17 protein-coding genes and 1 pseudogene are annotated in these 22,750 nt (G+C 33.8%); 15 read left to right on the forward strand and 3 right to left on the reverse strand.

Features of this window, described 5'->3' with window-relative positions; genetic code table 11:
* Positions 1-56: 56 nt before the first annotated feature.
* Positions 57-887 (reverse strand): M15 family metallopeptidase, encoded by an 831-nt coding sequence (locus ACSBO6_RS03800; RefSeq protein ID WP_498844187.1) that lies wholly within the window; start codon positions 885-887, stop codon positions 57-59.
* A gap of 238 nt (positions 888-1,125) precedes the next feature.
* Here ACSBO6_RS03800 and ACSBO6_RS03805 point away from each other — a divergent pair.
* The 14 genes and pseudogenes from ACSBO6_RS03805 to ACSBO6_RS03870 all read left to right on the forward strand — a co-directional run.
* Positions 1,126-1,287: pseudogene (locus tag ACSBO6_RS03805) on the forward strand (stage V sporulation protein R); the annotation flags it as partial.
* A 460-nt stretch (positions 1,288-1,747) separates the two neighbouring features.
* Positions 1,748-3,685: a BglG family transcription antiterminator gene (locus ACSBO6_RS03810; protein ID WP_498844188.1), complete on the forward strand. Its 1,938-nt coding sequence runs from the start codon at positions 1,748-1,750 to the stop codon at positions 3,683-3,685.
* A gap of 255 nt (positions 3,686-3,940) precedes the next feature.
* Positions 3,941-4,249: a PTS sugar transporter subunit IIB gene (locus tag ACSBO6_RS03815; protein ID WP_098843855.1), complete on the forward strand. Its 309-nt coding sequence runs from the start codon at positions 3,941-3,943 to the stop codon at positions 4,247-4,249.
* A gap of 22 nt (positions 4,250-4,271) precedes the next feature.
* Entirely contained in the window at positions 4,272-5,615 is a 1,344-nt protein-coding gene (gene celB, locus ACSBO6_RS03820; RefSeq protein ID WP_098843856.1) for a PTS cellobiose transporter subunit IIC, read from the forward strand.
* A gap of 191 nt (positions 5,616-5,806) precedes the next feature.
* Positions 5,807-6,127 (forward strand): PTS sugar transporter subunit IIA, encoded by a 321-nt coding sequence (locus ACSBO6_RS03825; RefSeq protein ID WP_098843857.1) that lies wholly within the window; start codon positions 5,807-5,809, stop codon positions 6,125-6,127.
* Positions 6,128-6,303: 176 nt separating this feature from the next.
* Positions 6,304-7,797 carry a family 1 glycosylhydrolase gene (locus ACSBO6_RS03830; protein WP_498844189.1) on the forward strand — a complete coding sequence of 498 codons (1,494 nt, stop codon included), beginning with the start codon at positions 6,304-6,306 and terminating at the stop codon, positions 7,795-7,797.
* A 549-nt stretch (positions 7,798-8,346) separates the two neighbouring features.
* Positions 8,347-8,685 carry a zinc ribbon domain-containing protein YjdM gene (locus tag ACSBO6_RS03835; protein WP_498844190.1) on the forward strand — a complete coding sequence of 113 codons (339 nt, stop codon included), beginning with the start codon at positions 8,347-8,349 and terminating at the stop codon, positions 8,683-8,685.
* A 197-nt stretch (positions 8,686-8,882) separates the two neighbouring features.
* Positions 8,883-10,649, forward strand: a complete 1,767-nt coding sequence (locus tag ACSBO6_RS03840) for a SulP family inorganic anion transporter (protein WP_498844191.1) — start codon at positions 8,883-8,885, stop codon at positions 10,647-10,649.
* A gap of 102 nt (positions 10,650-10,751) precedes the next feature.
* Positions 10,752-11,078, forward strand: a complete 327-nt coding sequence (locus ACSBO6_RS03845; RefSeq protein WP_098843861.1) for an ArsR/SmtB family transcription factor — start codon at positions 10,752-10,754, stop codon at positions 11,076-11,078.
* Between the two features lie 118 nt (positions 11,079-11,196).
* Entirely contained in the window at positions 11,197-11,397 is a 201-nt protein-coding gene (locus tag ACSBO6_RS03850; RefSeq protein ID WP_098843862.1) for a hypothetical protein, read from the forward strand.
* Between the two features lie 181 nt (positions 11,398-11,578).
* Positions 11,579-12,151 (forward strand): hypothetical protein, encoded by a 573-nt coding sequence (locus ACSBO6_RS03855; RefSeq protein WP_498844192.1) that lies wholly within the window; start codon positions 11,579-11,581, stop codon positions 12,149-12,151.
* A gap of 362 nt (positions 12,152-12,513) precedes the next feature.
* Complete coding sequence (locus ACSBO6_RS03860) at positions 12,514-14,049, forward strand: spore germination protein (RefSeq protein ID WP_498844193.1); 1,536 nt, start codon at positions 12,514-12,516, stop codon at positions 14,047-14,049.
* A 1-nt stretch (position 14,050) separates the two neighbouring features.
* Positions 14,051-15,244, forward strand: a complete 1,194-nt coding sequence (locus ACSBO6_RS03865) for a Ger(x)C family spore germination protein (protein WP_098843865.1) — start codon at positions 14,051-14,053, stop codon at positions 15,242-15,244.
* Between the two features lie 13 nt (positions 15,245-15,257).
* Positions 15,258-16,355, forward strand: a complete 1,098-nt coding sequence (locus ACSBO6_RS03870) for a GerAB/ArcD/ProY family transporter (RefSeq protein WP_098843866.1) — start codon at positions 15,258-15,260, stop codon at positions 16,353-16,355.
* Here ACSBO6_RS03870 and ACSBO6_RS03875 read toward each other — a convergent pair.
* Both ACSBO6_RS03875 and ACSBO6_RS03880 read right to left on the reverse strand, forming a co-directional pair.
* Positions 16,344-16,547 carry a hypothetical protein gene (locus tag ACSBO6_RS03875; protein WP_098843867.1) on the reverse strand — a complete coding sequence of 68 codons (204 nt, stop codon included), beginning with the start codon at positions 16,545-16,547 and terminating at the stop codon, positions 16,344-16,346. The two genes, ACSBO6_RS03870 and ACSBO6_RS03875, sit on opposite strands and share 12 nt — an antisense overlap.
* A gap of 400 nt (positions 16,548-16,947) precedes the next feature.
* Positions 16,948-17,835 (reverse strand): LysR family transcriptional regulator, encoded by an 888-nt coding sequence (locus ACSBO6_RS03880; RefSeq protein ID WP_180232773.1) that lies wholly within the window; start codon positions 17,833-17,835, stop codon positions 16,948-16,950.
* 221 nt (positions 17,836-18,056) lie between these two features.
* Between ACSBO6_RS03880 and ACSBO6_RS03885 the strand changes: the two genes are divergently transcribed.
* Complete coding sequence (locus ACSBO6_RS03885; RefSeq protein ID WP_180232775.1) at positions 18,057-22,223, forward strand: S8 family serine peptidase; 4,167 nt, start codon at positions 18,057-18,059, stop codon at positions 22,221-22,223.
* Positions 22,224-22,750 lie beyond the last annotated feature (527 nt).

A 22,750-nucleotide genomic window follows, 5' to 3' on the forward strand; every position in this document is an offset into this window, starting at 1 on the left:
GAAGAGATACTTATTCAATATCAAATACTCTCCATTTCTTCATACCTTTTATTAATTTAATACTTCCTAGGATCAACCTGAATTGGTTTGAAATTTTGGTTTCTATCTGAATAGTGCCACCATTCATTTTGGTAACCGACAAATCCTGCATGACTCATTGCTTTGTCTAGTAGTTGGTACAGTTTTTCTTGTTCGTTTGTACGTTTATAATTACGGTGCGCGAGGATTGAAAAATCATCAAAAGTTGATTGCATTTTAATTTCTTTTCCACTTAATGTACAAAGTGTGACATCAATTGTCGCACCTAACATATGACCTCGAATGTTATTTGGATCCGGTTTAGCAACATATGTAGGATTCGGATAAACTTTCCATAATGATTCTTGCGCTTTATATGGCCGATACGCATCCCATATTTTTAACACATATCCATGTTTTTTTAATGTACCATTCGCTTGTATGAGTTTTTTTGCTGTACTTGTTCTTAAAATAGCTTGATTAAAGTTATAAATTCGTTTCTTTGTGAAGTTGTTCGTTCCATTGTATCTTAAATCCACTACGATACTTTTATCTAGTTTTTTCACATTTGAGAATTCAGGTGTACTTGCTTTTTCAACTTGAACATACTTTCCATTGACATAGCGGTTTTTATTCTTGTATTTGATTTTATACCAACCATTTGTCTCTTTTTTTACGACACTTAGCTTCTGCCCTTTTCTTACCACACCTACTTTCTTATATTTTGTAGATGAACCAGTTCTCACATTTAAACTACTAGATGTTACTTTATAAATTGGGCTAGTAGCATTTGCGACATGTAATGTGTTAGCAATTCCAAAACTAAATAGTATTAGAAAAACGGACAGAAAGCTCCTCCATTTTTTCACTAATTATTCCTCCCATATGACTTTTTTTACTTATCGTTAGTACACTTTTAATTCTTTGTGTTCATGATAATTGTCCGAACTTTTTGCCCTTTGCGGATGCGTGATTTATCGATAAGATCAATAAAGTGCTTAAAAAGTAATATAGTCTATTTAAAGATTGTACAAAACATCTTGTTCTTAATCAAGAACAAGATGTTTTGTTTAAACTATTTTTAAGTTACTAGCACATCCGCATCATCGCGAACTAAACCTAGACTTAAACGAAGCAATCGAATACGCGAAACTTAACGTAGGAGTAGTTCAACCTTCTACAAGTATTAATCCATACTACTTAGGGCTAAGAATGTTTGAAGTACGGGAATTAGAGTCTGATTGTTCATTTATTCGAAACTACTTAACATGAGGAGTTCATTTAAAGACGAATATTGAGAATAAGTTTGTGTTGTATAGTTATGATGTGAAGATTATTCATCGGAAGTATATTTAAAAAGCCACCTTTTTTAGGTGGTTTCAGACTGTAGACAAACTCGATGAAATTTGAGTTTGTCTACAGTCTTTTTTGTTTTAAACTATATTAATAGTGGAATTATATTTAAAATATAAGTCTCTTATCTATTTTTAGAAGAACTAAATTCTAGAAAAGTGTAGATTTAAGACAAAGTTAATAAACTAATTATTTAAAATTTGATATACTACTAACGCAATAGGAGGCGTTAATTATGAATGTTGAAATGAATGGAGAATTTCACTAGACTAACTTTATTCTAGTTTCAAAACCTATTTTTCACAGATTAAAGTATTATTTATATAGATAAGTAGCATGAATCAATTAATAATAAGCTATTAAGGAGGATAGAAAAGTGATTTCGAAACGACAAAAAGATATCGTGATGTCTTTAAAGAAAGCAAAAGAACCTGTTACAGCCCAATGGATGGCAAAAGAACTTGGTTTTAGTGATCGAACCATTCGTAACGAGATTAAAGAGCTTCAATCACAATGCTCTCCGTTAGGAATAACCATTGAGTCGGTTCGAGGAAAAGGATATCTATTAGCTATTAAGGATTATGAAGTGTTTGAAAAGGAGTTTAATTCTAATGAGAATGAAGTGATCGATGAAAATAAATCAGATTTTTCCGAACAGGAAAATCGGGTATTGTATATATTAAAACGATTCTTATTAGAAAAGGGTCCAATCAAAATAGAAAACCTTGAGGGGGAGTTATTTGTTTCAAAGCCTAAGGTTCAAAATGACTTGAAAATTGTAAGAGAAATATTGGAAAGATATCAATTGAAGTTAGTTACCAGACCACATTATGGTACGCAGGTTGAAGGCGAAGAATATATGAAACGGCTATGTTTATCAAGTTTTATATTAAGCCGAAATAGCAACTTAATCATTGAAAGTAATTCTTTTCGTGTATTGGACGAAAACCTATTTGAAAAGATAAAACAATTCATCGTAAAAAAGGTGAATGAATACAAAATTGAGATATCTGACATTGCACTAGAAAATTTGGCGTCTCATATTACGATTGGATGTAAGCGAATTGAAGAAGGTTTTGTCATTGAGAACATTGAACACGATTTAACAGGAAAATATCCATTAGAAAAAATTGTTGCCAATGAAATTGTAAAAGAAGTTGAGGAGTTTACGGGGTTTCAATTTCCGCAATCTGAAATTAATTATATTATTGTCCATTTGTTGGGGACAAAATTAATTCACAAGAATACATTGAAAGAGTTTAGCCAATTTGATGAATTAGATAATATAATTCAGTGCATGCTGAAAAGATTGAAAAATGAATTAAATTGGGATTTTTATGATGATGAAGAGTTCATTCAATCGATGACTTTACATATACGGCCAGCAATGAACCGTTTGCGTTATAACTTGAACATTCGGAATCCATTATTGAGCGAAATTAAAAGGAAATATCCAAGCGCCTTTGAAGGGGCTGCTATTGCCAGCAGATGCATTGAGGATTACTTGGCGATTGAGGTAGAAGAAAACGAGATTGCTTATATTGCAATGCATATAGGTGTAGCATTAGAAAAAATGAAGACAAGACAGAAAAGGCCAAAACGGGTAATTGTTGTATGTGCTTCCGGAGTTGGAAGTGCAAAACTATTGTATTATCGTTTGCAAAATGTGTTTAAAGATGAAATCGATATTGTAGCTTCTACCAATTATTATCAATTAAGAGAATACGACCTTTCCTCTATTGATTTTATTATTAGTACCATTCCAATAAAAGAAGATATAGCCGTTCCAGTACAAGTGGTCAACACATTTTTAGGAGAAGAAGATATTGAAAAGATCCGAGATGATTTATTAAATGGTAAAAAGAATGGGGAAAAAAGTTATTTAGATGAATCAAGAGTTTTTATTCATAAAGACTTTCAGGATAAGGAAAGTGTTATCCGATTTTTATGTGAAGAATTATACAAACAAAAACTTGTATCCAAAGATTACATAAATTCGGTGTTGGAAAGGGAGTCGCTCGCTCCAACGAGCTTTGGGAATCTTGTAGCCATCCCTCATGCACTAACTCCTGAAACAGAGGACGCATTTTGGACTATATGCACGTTAAGAAAGCCAATCGAATGGACTGATAAACAAATGGTTCAATTTATCTGTTTGTTAAATGTAAGAAAAGAACCTAATGAGGATGATCTGGAAGGCATGTATAAAAGGCTCTTGGCATTAATTGAAAACAGTGCAACAGTCAATAAAGTAATAAAGAGTAAGTCTGCTGAAGAAATTATAAGGATTTTAAATGATACTAAATTGGTTTGAATAGAAAAAAATGAGGGTATTCCCAAAATTTAGGGATACCCTTTTTAGGCTATCAGCATGTTTTTTGAGGATAATTTGATTTTTTCCGTTACGTAACGGAAAAATCGTTTCTGTAAAATAAAACGCTTTCAAAATAAACTGTAAATGTAAGGTGATTAGAGTACTTTTAAAACATTTGCCAAATTAGACTGTAAGATTAATTGGCTAATTGTTTTTTCAAAAATATTATTGTGGATCAATAGGAGGAATAAACAGATGAATATTTTATTATGTTGTGCAGCAGGAATGAGTACAAGTTTGCTAGTGACTAAGATGGAAAAAGCAGCTGAAGAAAAAGGTTTAGAAGGAAAAATTTGGGCAGTTCCAGCTAATCAAGTCAATCATCACATTGACAATGCCGATGTCCTACTTTTAGGACCACAAGTAAGATACTTGCTTCCTAAATTAAAAGTGTTAGGTGAAGAAAAAGGCATTCCAGTGGATGCAATTAATCAAGTTCATTACGGAGTGTGTGATGGAGAGGAAGTTCTAAAAGCAGCTATAAATTTAGTAAACAATAAATAGTAAAAAAAGGAGGAAATAGTAGATGAGTAAATTCAATACCATACTAGAAGAGAAAATCATGCCTATTGCAGCAAAGATCGGAGCACAAAGGCACCTAATGGCTCTTCGGGATGGTCTAATTGCGACAATGCCATTCATTGTCATTGGTTCATTATTCTTGATCTTGGCTAACTTACCAATTCCAGGTTATGCTGATTGGATGTCTTCAATTTTTGGTCCAAACTGGGCGGCTAAATTAAGTTATCCAGTAGATGCTACTTTCAATATCATGTCACTAATTGCAGCATTTGCGGTGGCATATAGGTTAGCAGAAAGCTATAAGCTTGATGCGATGAGCGCGGGTACTATTTCAGTTGCTGCTTTTCTTTTAACAACACCATTTAGTTTCTTATTTACTCCAGCTGGAACTGATGCGGGAGTTTTGGTAACTGGAGCAATTTCAAAATCTTTCTTAAGTAGTAAAGGTTTGTTTGTTGCGTTACTATTTGCAATTTTATCAACAGAAATATATCGATGGTTCGTCAAAAAGGATATTGTGATTAAAATGCCAGCAGGTGTCCCTCCAAGTGTTGGTAAATCGTTTGCAGCTTTAATACCAGGATTTATTGTTCTTCTTGTAGTTTGGGTAATACGTTTACTTGTTGAGTTGACTCCTTATGAAAGTATCAACGGTTTAGTTACGACCCTTTTAGGTGACCCGCTTAAATTGGTAGGTCTTACACTAGGAGGATCCATTGTTGCTGAATTATTCGTAACTTTACTATGGGCTACTGGATTACATGGTACAAATATCGTTAAAAGTGTAATGGAACCAATTTGGTTTGGTGCTATGGGTGACAATATGACAGCATACCAGGCTGGTCAAACTCTACCACACATTGTTACACAACAATTCTGGGATAACTTCGTCCACATCGGTGGAACGGGTGTAACATTTGGTTTAGTTCTTTCAATGGTATTGTTTGCTAAATCACAACAAATGAAAAGTCTTGGTCGTTTAGCACTTGCCCCTGGTATCTTTAATATTAACGAGCCACTAATCTTTGGTTTGCCAATCGTGTTAAATCCGATCATGATTATCCCATTCGTCCTTACTTCAATCGTTACCGTTATTGTAACTTTTGTTGGTATGGATTTAGGATTGGTCGCAAAACCTACAGGAATTGCAGTACCTTGGACAATGCCGCCAATTATTTCAGGATATCTTGCTTCTGGCGGTCATATTTCAGGAGCAATCATGAATTTAGTTAATATTGTTATTTCATTCGTAATTTATACTCCATTCTTCAGAATATATGATAAAGCGAAGAAGAGAGAAGAAGATGCGATGAATGCGGGAAAAAAGAAAAATATAATCGCGTCATAAACTGAGCTGGGCATTAGTTTGACTAAAGCCTCTCTCTTACAAATAATGTGACAATAAAGATCAATCGTTTGCTAATGGAATTGGAAAAATGATCTTTGATAAGATGTTTAAAAACTTCTGGATTACGATTCAGAATTGGACGGAGAAGGGAATGTTCCCTTCCTAGTAAATCATTTGAAAGGCTGTTAATCATGACTAAAGAAGAACTTTACAATCTTGCATTTCAATTAATACTACATTCAGGTAATGCAAAAAGCTTGGCGATGGAAGCGATGCAGAAAGCGAAAGAAGGCAATTTTGATGAAGCAGAAGAAAAACTAACCGAAGCAGATTCTGCCTTTAATGAAGCACATCATGTTCAAACTGACTTAATCCAAAGGGAAGCTGGTGGAGAAAACGTCAATTTTCCCCTTATTATGGTTCATGCACAAGACCATTTGATGAACTCAATGACTCTTAAAGATATGGCTAGAGAAATTATTGAGTTACATAAACTGATCAAAAAGGCATAAAACAAAACGCTCCTCTAGAATTGCCCAACTATTTTTGGGCTTTTTTTATTAAAAATAAATTTCGCATAATAGTTCTTGTAATGATATTAAGGTGAGAAATACGTATTTAAAGAAAAATAAAGTGTGTAGATTATACTAATTAATCCGATTTGCCTATAGGAAGGAAATGAATTTTAATGAAAAAAACATTCCCAGAAAATTTTTTATGGGGTGGAGCCACTGCTGCAAACCAATATGAAGGTGGATACAATGAAGGCGGGAGAGGGCTTGCAACAAGCGACTTCATAACAAATGGTTCGGCAGACCGCCCAAGAAAAATTACAATCAAGTTAAAAGATGGAACAAAAACAATGGTAAACAGACGTCCTACTGGGGACCCCAAAATTGATACTATACCAGAAGGCGCAACAGGCTATATTGATGAAAATGTTTATTATCCAGGCCATAAAGCAGTTGATTTTTACCGCCATTACAAAGAAGATATTGGCCTTTTTGGAGAAATGGGTTTTAAGTGTTTCCGGTTATCTCTTAGTTGGTCCCGTATTTTCCCAAAAGGTGGTATTGAAGGGGAACAACCGAATGAGGAAGGATTAAAATTTTACGAGGATGTTTTTAAAGAGTGCAAAAAATATAATATCGAACCATTAGTCACGCTATATCATTTTGAAACTCCTGCTTATTTGGCTCATCATTTTAATGGTTGGAGCGATCGTCAGACGATAGATTGTTTTTTACGTATGTGCAAAGAAGTGTTTACTAGATATAAAGATTTAGTTAAATATTGGATTACCATTAATGAAATTAATGTATTAAATGGATATGCCTTTATGGGAACGAGGGAAGCTACCGCGCAAGCGCGCTATCAAGCTAAGCATCATATGTTTGTTGCGAGTGCTCTTGCCAATAAACTTTGTCACGAGATTATTCCAGATGCAAAGATTGGCTGTATGATTGCATTAAGCTGCATTTATCCGAAAGATTGTAAGCCAGAAAATGTTTTTGGAGCGTTGGATTATCGAAGAGGAGCTTTGATCTATTCTGATATTATGATGAGGGGATATTATCCATCATACGCTGACCACTTTTTTGAAAAATTGGGAGTAACCATAAAAAAAGAACCAGAGGATGACAAAATAATTAAAGCGTACCCTTCAGATTTTCTATCATTTAGTTTTTACCGAAGTAGTGTATACCATACTGAAATCGTACAGAATACCGATACTGGTGGACAAATGGGGGATGTAAATCCTTACCTAGAAAATACGGAGTGGGGCTGGGCAATTGACCCCGTTGGTTTAAGATACACCTTATCTGAACTTTATGACCGATACCAAAAACCACTCTTTATCGTTGAAAACGGAATAGGAACCATGGATAAACCAAATGAAAATGGATATGTGGAGGATGATTATCGCATCCGATATTTCCGAGATCATATAGCAGAAATGAAAAAGGCAGTTACCCTAGACGGTGTCGATTTAATAGGCTATACACCATGGGGTTGCATTGATTTAGTTTCAGCAGGAACTGGAGAGATGAAAAAACGGTATGGTTTTATTTATGTAGATATGGACGACGAAGGAAATGGAACATTAAAAAGAACAAAGAAAAAATCTTTTGATTGGTACAAGAAAGTCATAGCAACTAATGGAGAAGACCTTAGTTTTTAGATTGAGAGGTAGTCGTTAAACCTGTCAGCGGTCGAGAAATAATGCTTGAAGTAAGAGAGAGTCTAATTGTTCAATTATACGAAACTACTTAACGAAAGATCCTGACATGCGAGAAGCAATGTATCTATTTCAAAAGACCAATTTTAGGAATAAAAAACATTAGAAGTATATTTAGGACCACATCATATAGGTGGTTCTTTTGAGGTTTTAAGTTATTACTTTCCCTGAGAAAAATTAGATAGGGCGATCTGAACATTTTTTTAGCGGAAAAATGGACAATAGGTTATTGCATATAAATCATAGCTTTTATACAAGTAGTCAAATCTGCAACAATAATACCTTTTCCAATGTGGTTAAATTGAGCAATGTTAATTTTTTCAATTTCAAAAAAAAGTATATTCAAATATTCAAATTTACACAAATAAATGTTGCCAGGTTGTTTAAACTATGACAGTATAATGGGTGAAGAATTTCTTTTAAAGTTTGTAAAAGAGAAAAATTCTTATCAAAAACATAGATTCAATGCAATATCTAAGGAGGAAATAAAGTATGACTGATCTACCAAATTGTCCAAAATGTAATTCAGAATATACTTATCATGATGGTAATTTATTTGTTTGTCCTGAATGTGGCTATGAATGGACACAGGATAAAGAAGCTGAAATGGAAGATAAGAAAGTTGTAAAAGATGCGAATGGAAACATTCTAAATGATGGTGATTCAGTGACTGTCATCAAAGATCTTAAAGTAAAAGGATCTTCTCTTGTTGTTAAAATTGGTACAAAAGTAAAAAGTATCCGTCTTGTTGAAGGCGATCACGATATAGATTGCAAAATTGAAGGATTTGGAGCAATGAAATTAAAATCTGAATTTGTAAAAAAAATATAGATTTATTCCAATCACGATTGTAGAGGACCTTTTTTCGAAGAGGTTCTTTTTTTTGTTCGTTTTGTAGCATTGGAAATTGGGAAATAGTTACAATGCCTAATTAAAAAGTTTTATTTGACGAGAAAGAGAACTGTTATTATGATTATATTGAATATTTGTATATTCAAATAATCAAATATACTAGAAGGTGCGAAAAAGTGAAGTGGAGAGGGAGATTTGAAAATTATAATAGAGTATCTTTTAGAAAGGATTTAATTTCAGGAATAATCGTAGGAATTATTGCAATTCCTTTAGGAATGGCATTTGCGATTAGTTCAGGAGTAAAACCAGAATACGGTATTTATACAACGATTATTGCAGGGATATTAATCTCTATTTTCGGAGGATCAAAGTTTCAAATAGGAGGCCCAACAGGTGCATTTATACCTATACTTTTATCAATTGTAATTCATTATGGTTATGAAAATTTACTTATTGCAGGCTTTTTAGCAGGTGTAATTCTCACATTAATGGGGATCTTCAAATTGGGTTTTTTAATACAATTTATACCTCGTCCTGTTACGATTGGATTTACAGCAGGGATTGCAGTTATTATCTTTACTGGACAAATTGGTAATTTTTTAGGACTTCAAAATATTACCAAGCATGATGATTTCATCTCAAATATGAGAGAAATTGGACTGCATATTTCTACAACAAATACTTACAGTGTCATAACGGCGATCATCTGTTTAATTTCAGTTATTATCGTTAGTAAACTATTTCCAAAAGTCCCTGGAGCATTAATTGGTCTGGTTTTATCTAGTTTAATTGCTTATTTCTTATTTAAAGGGGAAGTACCAACAATTAAGTCCACATTTGGCGCTATTCCAAGTAGGTTGCCAGCATTTCAGTTATTAGAGCTGAATTTTGAAAAAATCCATACACTTATTGGGCCAGCGTTTGTCATTGCGATGCTTGGTGGGATTGAATCACTATTGTCTGCAGTAGTTGCCGATAGTATGTCAGGAAGTAGACACAATAGTAATAAAGAGTTAATGGGACAGGGGATTGCTAATATGGTTATTCCTTTTTTCGGAGGAATTCCCGCTACGGGTGCAATAGCTAGGACTGCTACTAATATAAAGAGTGGAGCTATTTCACCTATCTCGGGAATAATCCATGGTGTAATCGTCTTAATGATTTTATTAATGTTTGCACCATTAGCATCACAAATTCCTTTAGCAAGTATGGCCCCAATTTTAATGCTTGTAGCATGGAACATGAGTGAAAGAAATGAGTTTATTCATATTTTAAAAACGAAATCCAGTGACTCGATTATTTTAATCTTAACTTTTTTACTAACTGTTTTTCTAAATTTAACAACGGCTGTTGAGGTTGGCCTAATCGTTGCAGTTATTTTATTTGTCAAAAGAATGTCAGAACTTCATATCGTTAGAAAAGTATTACCTGATCGTACCCGTCAAAATCAAAAATTGATGCCAAATATGGTTAATGATGATCACGATTGTCCTCAAATTAGTATTGTCACAATTGAAGGGTCAATTTTCTTTGGAACTGCTAATCTATTTGAAAAAACAATTTTAAAGTTATCAGATAACAAACCAAAGTTTTTAATTTTAAGATTTGGTAAGGTTCCCTTTATTGATACAACAGGTGAAGCTAAGTTAGCCAATATCGTAAATTATCTCAGGGACAATGGCATTTTTGTGTTACTAACTGGTCTTCAAACTCAACCAAAAGAGTTACTAATTCGTACAAAACTGTATGATACGATTGGTAAACAAAATATTTTTGAACATTCAGGTGAGGCCATTTCATATGCATTATTAAATATAAATTATTATAAGTGTTTAGGCTGTAAGCATTTTGCGTTTTTAGAGTGTTCCAGCTTATCTAGTCCAAATCTAAAAGAGCAAAAAAATGAAGTAGTAGATCTAAATAGAACAAACTCTTTTGAGTAATTATCATAAATTTTAAAAAAACACTCTTTATAGGTATAATTAAAATGATAAATAGTTTGAAATTAGGATATGGACCAAATAGATAAGTTTGGAGGAACACAATTGAATTTAGAACTACAACAATTTAAAGCAGATTTTTTTAAAGCACTCGGCCACCCACTTCGAATTCGAATTCTTGAAATCCTTAGTGAAGGTGAGAGGAATGTAAATGAACTACAAAATTTAATCGGAAGTGAAGGATCGGCTGTATCGCAACAACTAGCAATTTTACGAAATAAAAATATTGTATATGGCATAAAAGAAGGGAATAAAGTTACTTATTACCTGAGGGATCCGATTATTTCTGAGTTATTAGTAGTTGCACGCCAAATTTTTAATAATCACTTAGTTGATACGATTAGTATGTTAGATAAATTTAATGAAGAATAATTAGTTATTCATAGATAAAGATATACTGCATTAATATGACATACGTAAGTCAAGGTAATATGAGTGGTAACTCATAAAAGATGCAAGATGAACTACAATAAAAACGGAGCGTTGATGTATGCCTTTGAAATTAAAATATGAAATACAAAAACGAGCAGCTGAGAGTGTAAAAGAGATCGTACAAAAGATGATCGGTTTATCGGAAGAAGGATTTGTCGACAAGTTCTATCAAGATCCGCAATTTCGTAAAGGGTTTGACACATTAGTAGAATTTTATATACAAGCAAAAAGTGATGTGCATAAAGAGGGAGAAACCTAATATTAGAATGTAAGAAGTATGTGTGAGAAATAAATGAGTCGGTAACCGAAAAATGACAAGACAATAGCAAGACTTTTAGACCGTTGATAATCGTATTAGATTTTGTTCTAAGGTCAATATATAAGTGTTTTCTAAGAGCCAAGACACTTTCTTTTAGTAAAAAATGAAAGGACTTAAAGTGATGGATACGTATGAAAATGAACGTCTCATGACAAGAGAAGAACTGATTCAATTTGGACATCAGTATTTAAATGGCGTTGGTATTTCATCAATCTGTAAGGTTTGTATTGAAATGGGTGGGTCTTGTTGTAAGTTTTGCGATGAGTTAGAAGAAGGCAAGGGCTGTAATAATAGAAATACGAGTTGTACTGCATGGTTATGTGGATATTTAAAGTTGATTCTTTATAAGGCAGGATTGCTCGATGAATGGGAACAATTTTGGGAGCAAATACCAGGTCAAGCATACAGAATGGATTATACGCCAAAAATTGTTTCGATCAAAAAAGAAATTGAAATCCCTTCTATTCAATTATTAAGTGAAGCTTTTGCAAAAGACTTAATTCGTATGAATGCGAAACTTAAAAATTCTGATTATATGATCGAGCTAAACGATACATTAGATCGATATATCACAAGATTCTCGGAATATAAAGATGAAGTCATATTGGAGAAAGCTAAAAATGATTTAGAAGATTTAATAAAATATTTTTACACTTTCCAGTTTGCTCTTCAATTTACTAGAAATGAAGAATAAGTCATTTGTGTAAAGCATGAATTCTCAATATGTTGAAAGATTTCTGCTATTAAAAAATACAGAAACGCATTAGTGATTGCTAATCGATATTATATTCGCTCATAAAAACGACTAAACCGTTACACCTGAAAATACAGGATAACAGCGGTTTAGTCGTTTTTTATATCGTCTACTTAACGGGGATAAGACTACTCCTTACTCTTCTCTTTTACTCTTTATTTAAGCAATCACCTAACATGCAGGGGACCATTACATGACTATTGTTAAATGCCAACTTTTTTTATCAGTATTATTGTTATACGTAGAGCTTTAATTGGATAAAATTGCTTATTAAACAATAGAAAATAATGGTGAGCACTTAAATGATCAAAAGACAGTCAAGACATCAAAAAGCTCAGTTTAAATTGTCATCGGATTTAAATACAAATTTAAAACAAATAAAAAATGAGTTGAAGTATTGTGCAGATTTAATTATTCGCGAAATCGAAGTCGGTGAACCGTCCAAACGGAAATTAGCGATAATTCATTTGCAAGGTATTTCGAATACGGACTTAATTAGCTTACATATTGTTAATCCAATATTAACAAAATGGAGTCATAAAAAAATTGATGAACTACATTATTTATCGTTTTGGAATGACCTAAAAGATAATACGTTTGAGGTATCACAAATAATTCCAGAAGCAAATTGGAACAAAATCATGACAGCGATTCTAGGTGGAGACACAGTTGTTTTTGTTGATCGTATTGAAAAGGTTCTTTTAGTTGATACAAAGAGTGGACAGTTTCGTTCAGTACAAGAGTCAACAGGTCAAACAATTATTCGTGGTCCAAAAGACAGCTTTACTGAATCAATTGCAACGAATATGTCATTACTCCGTTATAGAATTAGAAACCCGCTTTTTAAAATGGAAATGAAACAAGTAGGAGATGCAACTAATACTAATATTGTACTTACCTATATTGAAGATAAAGTGGATCATACTATATTAGATTCAGTTAAACAAAAAATAGAGAACATAAAAGTAAATGGTGTACTTGAGTCAATCTATATCGAAACACTAATTGAGTCAAACTCGCTTAGCCCATTTCCTACCGTACTGGACACGGAACGACCGGATGTGGTAGCAGCCAATTTATTAGAAGGTCGGATTGGGATTTTAGTAGATGGGAGTCCGATTGGATTGGTTTTGCCTGCCACTCTTCCTATGTTTTTTCAATCACCTGATGATTATTACCAACGCTATATCGTGGGTAATTTTATTCGTTTATTACGTTTTGGTGCTTTTCTAAACACGATTTTACTATCTGCTATTTTCCTAGCTTTAATCACGCACCATACACCAATGATTCCAACACCTTTACTTGTTAGTTTAGCAGCACAGAGAGAGAGTGTTCCTTTTCCTGCAATTGTAGAACTTTTAATGATGGAGATTGCATTTGAATTAATAAGAGAAGCGAGTATCCGAAGCCCTCGTGTTTTAGCAACTACTGTTGCGATCGTAGGCGCACTTATGATAGGGCAAGCAGTAGTACAAGCAGGATTTATCTCAACAGCTATGATTATTATAGTCGCGATATCAGGTATCTCAAGTTTTGCCATTCCTTACTACAGCATAGCTAATTCTGCGCGACTACTTAGGTATTTATTTATTTTAAGTGCAGGAATAGGTGGATTGTATGGAATAGCGTTAATGTTTTTATTTTGGCTCATTCACTTAAATGATATTGAATCATTTAATGTTCCTTATTTAACACCAGTTTCACCTTTCTCTCTAAAAGATCAGGAAGATCTTTTCATTCGCTTGCCTAGAAAATATATGAAAACCATTATAGAATCTCGAATTCCACAAGTATCAAGAGCAAAAAGACAAAAAAACAACAAACCAGGTGAATAAAATGATTCGAATTCTTAAACTGACAATAATTTTGTTTTGCTTCCTATCATTAGTAAGCGGATGTAGTGACTATACAGAATTAAATAAAAAATCATTTGTTATGGGATTAGGGGTTGATTGGACGAAAGATTCAAATTATAAAATCACGATGCAAATTATCAATCCGAAAGAATTAGCAGGTCAAGAAGGTGGTAAAGGGGAAGCCTCTCCAACCAATATCTATTCAAGTACAGGAAAAACACTTTCAGAAGCAGCTAGGAATGCCAATAAAAAAGTGACTAAAATCATGGACTATTCCCATGTCACACTTGCAGTAGTTGGAGAGGAAGCAGCGAAGCATGGGTTAAATGAATTTGTGGATGCAATTCTAAGGGAGCCGAGAATTTCAAATATCATGTCTGTCATTGTTGCAAAAAATACAACTGCGGAAAAAATATTAGGAACTGTTACACCTGTCGATCAGGTTTCATCAATGGAGATGGCTTCAAAAATGAAAAATAATCTAACTTCTCTTGGGGAATCAGTGAATCCTAATATCTTGCAGCTGGGCGAAAATTTACGCAGTACTGGTTCCGATATTGCGATCAGCGGTGTAAGTTTGATTGATGAGCGGCAAGAAAAGGGGGAGTTGAAGAATGTCGAGTCGATAAAGCCTACTCAAACATTAATTGATGAAGTGGCTTTGTTTAGACAAGGTAAACTTGTAGGATGGTTATCCGGTAAACAAACACGGGCGCTACTCATGATTCGTAAACAATTAGAAGAAACAAATCTCGCAGTTCCATGTGGCCATAATCAATACATTTCTTTGCGCATAACAGAGCAGAAACTTAAAACAGATGTAAAAGTAAATAATAACAAGGCATTTATTCGTATCGATAATTCTTTTCTTGCAGTTTTAGATGAAACGGGCTGTTCTAGTAATTTAGAAAGTTTCAAAGAAATAAATAACATTCAAAAGAAGGCAGGAAAAGTTGTTGAAGCTCAAATGCGTGATGGAATCTTAACTGCTCAAAACTATAAAAGTGATGTATTTGGCTTTGGTAATAGGCTTCATATCAACAATCCGCAACAATGGAAGAAAGTTGAAAATAAGTGGAGAGACCTGTTTGCGAAAGCAGATATTGAAGTAAAGGCTAAAGTATTTATTCGACGAAAGGGTATGCTTGCAAGTCCTCTGTTTAATAAAGAGTAAGCAAGGTGAATTTATGAAGAAGATGAAATTTAATAGTGAACAATTGTTTAGTTTAATGACAATATTCTTAATCGGCACCGCGGGGTTTTTAGAACCGGCGAAATCCGCAAAACAGGATTCTTGGATTGCAATCTTGATTAGCTTATTATGTGGATTACTATTGTATCGCATCTATATGGCGATCTATCACAATGACCCATCAAGTTCATTAATTAAATTTTTGCAAATCGCTTGGGGAAAATACTTAGGTGGATTTGTCGGTCTGATCTATATCATCTATTGTATCTATATCGCGGCTCGTGTTCTAAGAGATTTCTCTGAAGTAATCAGTACGGTTGCTTTGGAAATGACAACAATCTTCACAATCACAATCTTAATGATGTTTCTTTTGATTTACACTGTTATTAAAGGCTTTACAACTTTTGCGAGAACAGTTTGGATTTGCTTTTTGTTTACTTCAGCGATTATCACTTTATTGTTGTTCTGTCAGCTTATCGCAGGATTCTTTTCGCTTGACCGACTAAGACCAGTACTTGAGAATGGTTGGAGCCCAGTACTTCACACCGTTTTCCCGACAACGATTTCGTTACCTTTCGGTGAAGTCGTTGTGTTTCTGCTATTGATGCACCATTTTGATCGACCACATAAGTCAACAAAAGTAGGCTCATTCGCGATTGTAACCGCTGGAATATTCTTAGCCACTTCATCGATTATCCACCTTGGTAACCTAGGGGTTGATTTAATTGAAGCTTCTAATTTTCCAGTACTCTCAAGTGTTTCGTTAATTAATATAGGGGATTTTTTTACAAGATTAGAATCTCTAGCGGTGATTTCGTTTGTTATTCTTGGGTTCATTAAAATTTCTGTGTTCTTTTTTGGAGCCGTTTCAGGAACAGTCGAACTGTTTCATCTTCAGCACCATCAACTAATCACGTTTTTTATTGGTATAATCATTTTATTTTTTTCATATTTTGGAACGGGTTCATATTTCGAACATGAAAAGATTGGCTTTGAGATTATCCCTAAATATGTACATGTACCATTGCAGATTATCATTCCGATCCTATTGTTGATTACGATTAATCTTCAAAAAAAATTTTCATTTTCGTAGTCTCAATATACTTACTGCAAAATAAAAAATCAGAAAAACGATTAAAATAAAATCAATATTGACTAAGCCAATCCATCCTAAATTAATCGAAAGAAATACGTATTTATTTGGAAAACCTGTAATTAAATTGAGTTGATACACAACTAAAAAAGTTAACGAAAATAGAACGAGAAAAATAATGGTTTCTTTCACATTAAACCTCCTTTTTAATAGTAGTATGTGATAGAAAGTTTGAAAGAAATATACCAAATTTTACAAGATGGTAGTTCGTTGTTTGCATAACCACAAATATGAAGTGTTAAAATAACCATGACTCATAAAAGATCCATGGTTATTTAACCTTTATGTCATTATTATTTTTTAGCATAGCTTTAAATGGAAGAAAGTTTAAGACTTTAGAGTTTTGAAAGAAAGGTCTATCACAACCATATAGATCGAGAAAACTAAATGTATCAAAAAGGTTTGTATTTTTTTCTGCCCATTTTATAATACAGCTGGAATAGTCAAATTGGCTAAAAGCTTTAGCTAAGTGATGGGAGTGGTTCATGAGTAGTAAAATTAAATTCCCCTATCTAGTTTAGCGACAGACATTCTATTCAATCCAAAAATCTTGTACATAATTCAAAAATGTTCGAGCAGGAGAAGTAAGCTGTTTATCATTTGCGTAAATATAGCTAACCGGTTTTTCAAGCAGTTCACAATTCTTTAAAGGTATAATGATGATTTCTCCGTTTTGCACATCGACATCTTTAGTTAGCATTTCTTTATAGGCAAATGTAATTCCAACCCCTTCTTTAATTGCTTTTTTAATGATTTCTATATTGTTAGTCCGGATTAATACTTGATTCTTAGAAAAATAGGTATTCATTATGTTCCTTGTAAATTCCCCGATATTTGTAACAAAACATTCTTTTTGTAAATCCTCTGGTGTTACAAACTCATAGAATGCAAATTTAGAATTCTTTCCTACACAAATACAAGGCCTTCCTAAAGCCAATGTTTCATTCGCTATATCAAATTCACTTTGTATATCTGTTTTATTTGCCATAAGTAATCCGATATCACATTTGCCATTCTTTATATCTCTCAATACTTGAAATGTTTCCTTTTCTTGGATTTCGACAATCACTTCAGGAAAATCAGTTTGAAGTTTGACTAAAGCGTCAAAAGCACAATAGGTCAACCCTGGTACACAGGATATTTTTAGTTCTGTTTTAACTAGTGCTTGTAATTTCGCTTCTTCCCTAAATTCATCAACTTTTAAAATGACTTCAAATGCTTTCTTGATTACTGCCTTCCCTTGGTGTGTAGGGACCATCCCTTTTTTTGATCGTGTAAAAATTTGAATGCCGAGTTCTTTTTCCAAGTTGGAAATGGATTTGCTAATAGCTGGTGGGGAAACACAAAGTTTTTCTGCAGCAGTTGTGATTGAACCTTGTTTTCCTATTTCTGCAATGTAAAGTAGTTGTTCAAAATGCATAGAAAGCATTCCCTCCTTATATTAACCGATAGTTAATGATGGATAACTATTATGTATTTTACACTAATATTTAGAAAAGATAAAATTAAATAAAAATTATGAATATTATTGTCGAAATAACTAGATGGTAAAATTCTGATTTTTATCAAAAGTAGGCAAAATCTTTTTTTACAAAAAGTAGAATTATGTTTTGCCCAGAAAAAAGGTTGAGGAGATGCAATATGAAGAGAAAAAAGTTTGGCAAATTTCTTTCTGGGGCTCTGGTTGTTGGGGTTGCATTATCGCAAGGACAAGTTTATAACGTATTAGCTCAAAGTCCATTTAGTACAGATCCACTTGACAATCCACAATTTAATGCGAATACCGATGTAAACATTAATCCTAAAAAAATCTTGAATCTAACGCCAGAACAACGTGAAGCGATTAAGAATCTAGATAAGTTCAACGGAACGGGTCTTCAATTATCAGAAGATATAGACCTTTACAGTTCAAAAACTGTATCAGTAATCGTAGAGTTTAAAAATAAACCACAAAAAGTTGCTGTTCTTGAAGCAGCTGTAGATGGTCAAAGTTTATCTGCTGAAAAAGCCAAAAACAATGTAGAAAGTGATCATGCAACTTTCAAAAAAGTTTTAAAGTCAACGTTTAAAGATGATGCAAAAGGTTCCTACAAAGTAAAACGTCAATATAAAAACGCATTCAACGGAGTAGCATTACAAGTTCCGGCAAACAAAATACCAGAGTTAGTGAAATCAACAGCAGTTAAAGCAATTTATAGTGACACAACTGTAAAGTTAGATGAACCTGTACAAGAAACTACTTCTACTGAAGCAAAAGGACAAGGGATGGCGGCAGAACGATCCTTCCTTAAAATAAACGAATTGCACAAAGAGGGTTTCACAGGTAAAGGAATAAAAGTCGCTGTACTTGATACAGGTATTGACTACAACCATCCAGATTTAAAAGCTGCCTTTAAAGGCGGATACGATTTTATAAATAATGATAACGACCCAATGGAAACAACATATGAGGATTGGGTAAAAGCTGGTAAACCAGGAGGAGTTAACGGAGCAGCAAGTTACGTGACAGAACACGGAACACATGTATCGGGGACGATTGCAGGTCAAGGAACAGCAGATAGTGATTATGCAACTACTGGTATCGCTCCTGATTCTGAGCTTTATGTATATCGTGTGCTTGGTCCAGGAGGTAGTGGTCAAGCTGAAGGAATTATCGCAGCAATTGACAAAGCTGTGGCAGATGGTATGGATGTTATGAACCTATCACTAGGCGCTAACTATAATGATCCGATGGCTGCTGAAAGTATTGCAATTAATAATGCGGTATTAAACGGTGTAACTGCAGTTGTTGCTGCTGGCAATTCAGGAGATAAAATGTATACGTTAGGATTCCCAGGTGCTGCCGCTTTAGCGCTTACAGTAGGTGCAAGTGATGTGCCAATGAATTTCCCGACAATGAAAGGTCATAATGACAATTTAGAGTCTGATATGCGTTTATTGGCGAAAGGATATTCAGACGATATTTCTTCTCTAATCAGTAAGACTTATCAAATTGTGAATATCGAAGGGGTTGGCCAAGCAACCGACTATAAATCAGATGTAACCGGTAAATTAGTCCTTGTACAACGCGGAACGACTGATATTAACGATAAAATTTTACAAGCAAAATTAAAAGGAGCTGCTGCTATCCTTATCTATAATAACGTAGATGGGTACATGCCATTTTATTTAGCTGAAGGTGTAGACTTTATTCCTTCATTTAATCTAACCATGGCAGATGGACTAGCACTAAAACAACAAATAGCAAATGGCAAAACAGAATTTACATTCAGCGACTTAGGAGCAATTACAACAAAAGGTGACGAATTAGCAGCTTTCAGTTCTCGAGGACCTTCTCGCATGAACTATGATATTAAACCTGAAGTTACTGCACCAGGTGTAAGTGTATTATCAACTGTTCCAGGATTTATTCATAATCCAGCAAATCCAGCTGACTTTAAATATGCATATGATCGTATGTCTGGAACATCAATGGCAACTCCATTCACGTCAGGAGTTGCAGCATTATTACTACAAGCACAACCAAATCTACAACCAGAAGATGTAAAAGCAATCTTAATGAATACAGCAGACCCATTAAGCAAAACGTATAGCGTATTCGAACAAGGTGCAGGACGTTTGGATCCTTACCAAGCAATTCATTCTTCTATTGAAATTAAGGTGAAAGATAAAACACCAATGATTGTTAATGGAAGAGAAAAACAAATCAAAGAAATAACTGGGGCACTTAGCTTTGGTAATGTATATTCTACTGGTTTAGATGCAACTGAATCTCGTTCTGTAACGTTTGAAAACCATAGTGATAAATCTAAAACATTCGATGTAAGTGTTGTATTCCAAACAAATGTAAGAGGCTCAAATGACGCAGAAAAGAATGGCGTAACAGTTGTAACAGACAAATCGATTAAAATAAACGCGCAAAGTAAAGTGACTAAAAATGTAACAATTTCGATTCCAGATTCAGCAGAAAAAGGTATCTACGAAGGATATGTTATTTATACGAATCACAATGACAAATCTGAGACATACCGAGTCCCATTCGGTGCACATTATGTCGAAAAAGGATTTAAGGACTTTACTCTTTCTCGCCAATCACTATCGAATGATCGAAACAATATAGGTAGCCCATTAACGAGTCCTTATTTAACAGCATCATTCTCGTTGAAATCTCATATGAAATCGATCGATGTAGTACTTACTGATGCAGCTTCCGGAAAAGACTTAGGAATTACAAATTGGTTTGATGGTATGAATTATAACGAAAATCAACAATACACATTTGTACCATTCATGGGATACTATTACCCGTTTACGAATGAGAGTCATACTATGATTAGAGATAAGGCGGTATTACCAAAAGAAGGTCGTTATAAGCTTAAACTTGTTGGTTATAACGATGCTGGTGAAACATCTGTCATTTCTCAAGATTTATTCATTGACAATACAATGCCTACTAATTTTGATGTGCATGTAGATGGAGAAAAAGCAGATAATCCTTTTGTTGAATACAAAGAAGGTCAAAAAACACTTCCATTTACTGCTACCATTCACGACGCAACAATCGATACAATGAAGTCTGCTGGTTTCAATGTTAATCAATCTAAAAATACAATTGCAGCTGCTTATGGCGGTATGTTTTTAACGGATACAGTTGATTTAGATGCAAACGGAAATGCAAAAGATGAAATTCTAATGAATCCAGCTGATCCAGCATTCAACATTTGGTTTATCGGTGGTGACCAAGCAAGTAACACTTATGGTCAAAAACAATACTTCTTTGTAAAAGACACGACGCCATATGTTTACGGTCAACCGAATGTTAAAACACGATTAAACCGTGTTAACACACATGCTGGAGACACGCTTACAATTACACTTAGTGCAAACAACGTGAACAAAATAAAACAAGCAAATTACAATTTCACTACAGATACATTAGATACAACTATTGAAAGCATTAAAATAAATCCTGCAGCACAAGCTTTAGGTGGACAGTTAAATACAACAACGACAGCTCTTACCGGTACAAAAGTAAAATCTGATGTTAATGTTACATTTGATGGTTCAAAAGAAGTAACTGGTGATGTTCCAATGGTCGATGTAACGATTAAGATTCAAGATAATCATAATATTAAGAGTTGGTCTAGCTTCGAATTTGTGAATACAACAATCACAAGTGTTGATAATGTTGTAACAAATCCTTTTACGTATATTGCACCAATCGTTATTTTCCAAGACTTCTCTGCTGTAAAAGGTGTAGTCCGTGCGGAAGCCTTTTTAAAGAACGGTGGTACTGATTTATCTAAAGACTATTCAAAAGCTGGTGGGATTTTAACAGTCCAAGATCGTACTGGAAAAACATATACAGGTACAGTGGCTAAAAACGGACAATTTTTAGTAAATGGTTTACCACTGACTCGTGATGATTTGACGTTTGTTCAAGATATTCCTGGACACTTTACAACGTACAATAAATTTACGAATGCTTTTAGTACAATGGATGGCAACATGTATGGAATTCTTAAAACGTTAGGCACAGAAACTGTTGATACAGCAGTTGCTGGGGATGTAAATAAAGATAATGTGATTGACATAATGGATGCACTTGCGATTCAAACATACTGGGGAACAAATAAACGCAGTGCAGACATTAATTATGATGGTACTGTCGATGCAAAGGATATTGCTTTCGTAGAAAAGAACTTTAAAATGCAAAATCCAACAGTAATTAACGCTCCAAAGCCAAAAACGACTTTTAAGGGTGCGACTTTGGAAAGTATCTTAACTCAATTAGGATTAAATGATTAAAAGAAGGAAAAGAAAGGGAAAAGCAAAAGCTGTTTTCAATTTCCCTAAAGTAGTTTATGTAAAAGATCAACAAATTCCAAATGAACCGAAACCAAAGACTATATACAAGTGTTCAACTTTGAAAAGTATTTTAAAACAATTAGGATTAAATAAAAGAAAAACTAACTATTATGTAAAGAGTCCTAGAAAAATAGTTTCGCCGGTTCAAGAAAATCCAAAACCAAGGACTACGGGTGCAACTTTGGAAAGTATTTTAGTCTATTTAGACTTAGATAATTTGGAGTAGAAAAATAAATACTCTTATCAACTTCTCCCAATCATTTATGGGAGAAGTTTTTTTATTTGTATTTCTCTAAAGGATGGTTAAGAGTAGAGGGAGCTTGCCTAAAGAATAAAATTTATTTGTAAATTAACTTGTAGTTAACGATGGTTAATAATTATGTATTTTACAATAATCTATCGGAAATATAAAATTAAGTAAAAATTATGAATATTATTGTCGGATAAATGAATCAATAAAATTCTGA

The organism is Bacillus sp. AL-1R (assembly GCF_052180195.1).
Classification (GTDB): Bacteria; Bacillota; Bacilli; order Bacillales; family Bacillaceae_G; genus Gottfriedia.

Excerpts from the sequence above, each read along its gene's own strand:
- ACSBO6_RS03815 (WP_098843855.1), top strand. The coding sequence starts at position 3,941 with ATGAATATTTTATTATGTTGTGCAGCAGGAATGAGTACAAGTTTGCTA.
- celB (WP_098843856.1), top strand. The coding sequence starts at position 4,272 with ATGAGTAAATTCAATACCATACTAGAAGAGAAAATCATGCCTATTGCA.
- ACSBO6_RS03825 (WP_098843857.1), top strand. The coding sequence starts at position 5,807 with ATGACTAAAGAAGAACTTTACAATCTTGCATTTCAATTAATACTACAT.
- ACSBO6_RS03830 (WP_498844189.1), top strand. The coding sequence starts at position 6,304 with ATGAAAAAAACATTCCCAGAAAATTTTTTATGGGGTGGAGCCACTGCT.
- ACSBO6_RS03835 (WP_498844190.1), top strand. The coding sequence starts at position 8,347 with ATGACTGATCTACCAAATTGTCCAAAATGTAATTCAGAATATACTTAT.
- ACSBO6_RS03850 (WP_098843862.1), top strand. The coding sequence starts at position 11,197 with ATGCCTTTGAAATTAAAATATGAAATACAAAAACGAGCAGCTGAGAGT.
- ACSBO6_RS03855 (WP_498844192.1), top strand. The coding sequence starts at position 11,579 with ATGGATACGTATGAAAATGAACGTCTCATGACAAGAGAAGAACTGATT.
- ACSBO6_RS03860 (WP_498844193.1), top strand. The coding sequence starts at position 12,514 with ATGATCAAAAGACAGTCAAGACATCAAAAAGCTCAGTTTAAATTGTCA.
- ACSBO6_RS03865 (WP_098843865.1), top strand. The coding sequence starts at position 14,051 with ATGATTCGAATTCTTAAACTGACAATAATTTTGTTTTGCTTCCTATCA.
- ACSBO6_RS03870 (WP_098843866.1), top strand. The coding sequence starts at position 15,258 with ATGAAGAAGATGAAATTTAATAGTGAACAATTGTTTAGTTTAATGACA.
- ACSBO6_RS03880 (WP_180232773.1), bottom strand. The coding sequence starts at position 17,835 with ATGCATTTTGAACAACTACTTTACATTGCAGAAATAGGAAAACAAGGT.
- ACSBO6_RS03885 (WP_180232775.1), top strand. The coding sequence starts at position 18,057 with ATGAAGAGAAAAAAGTTTGGCAAATTTCTTTCTGGGGCTCTGGTTGTT.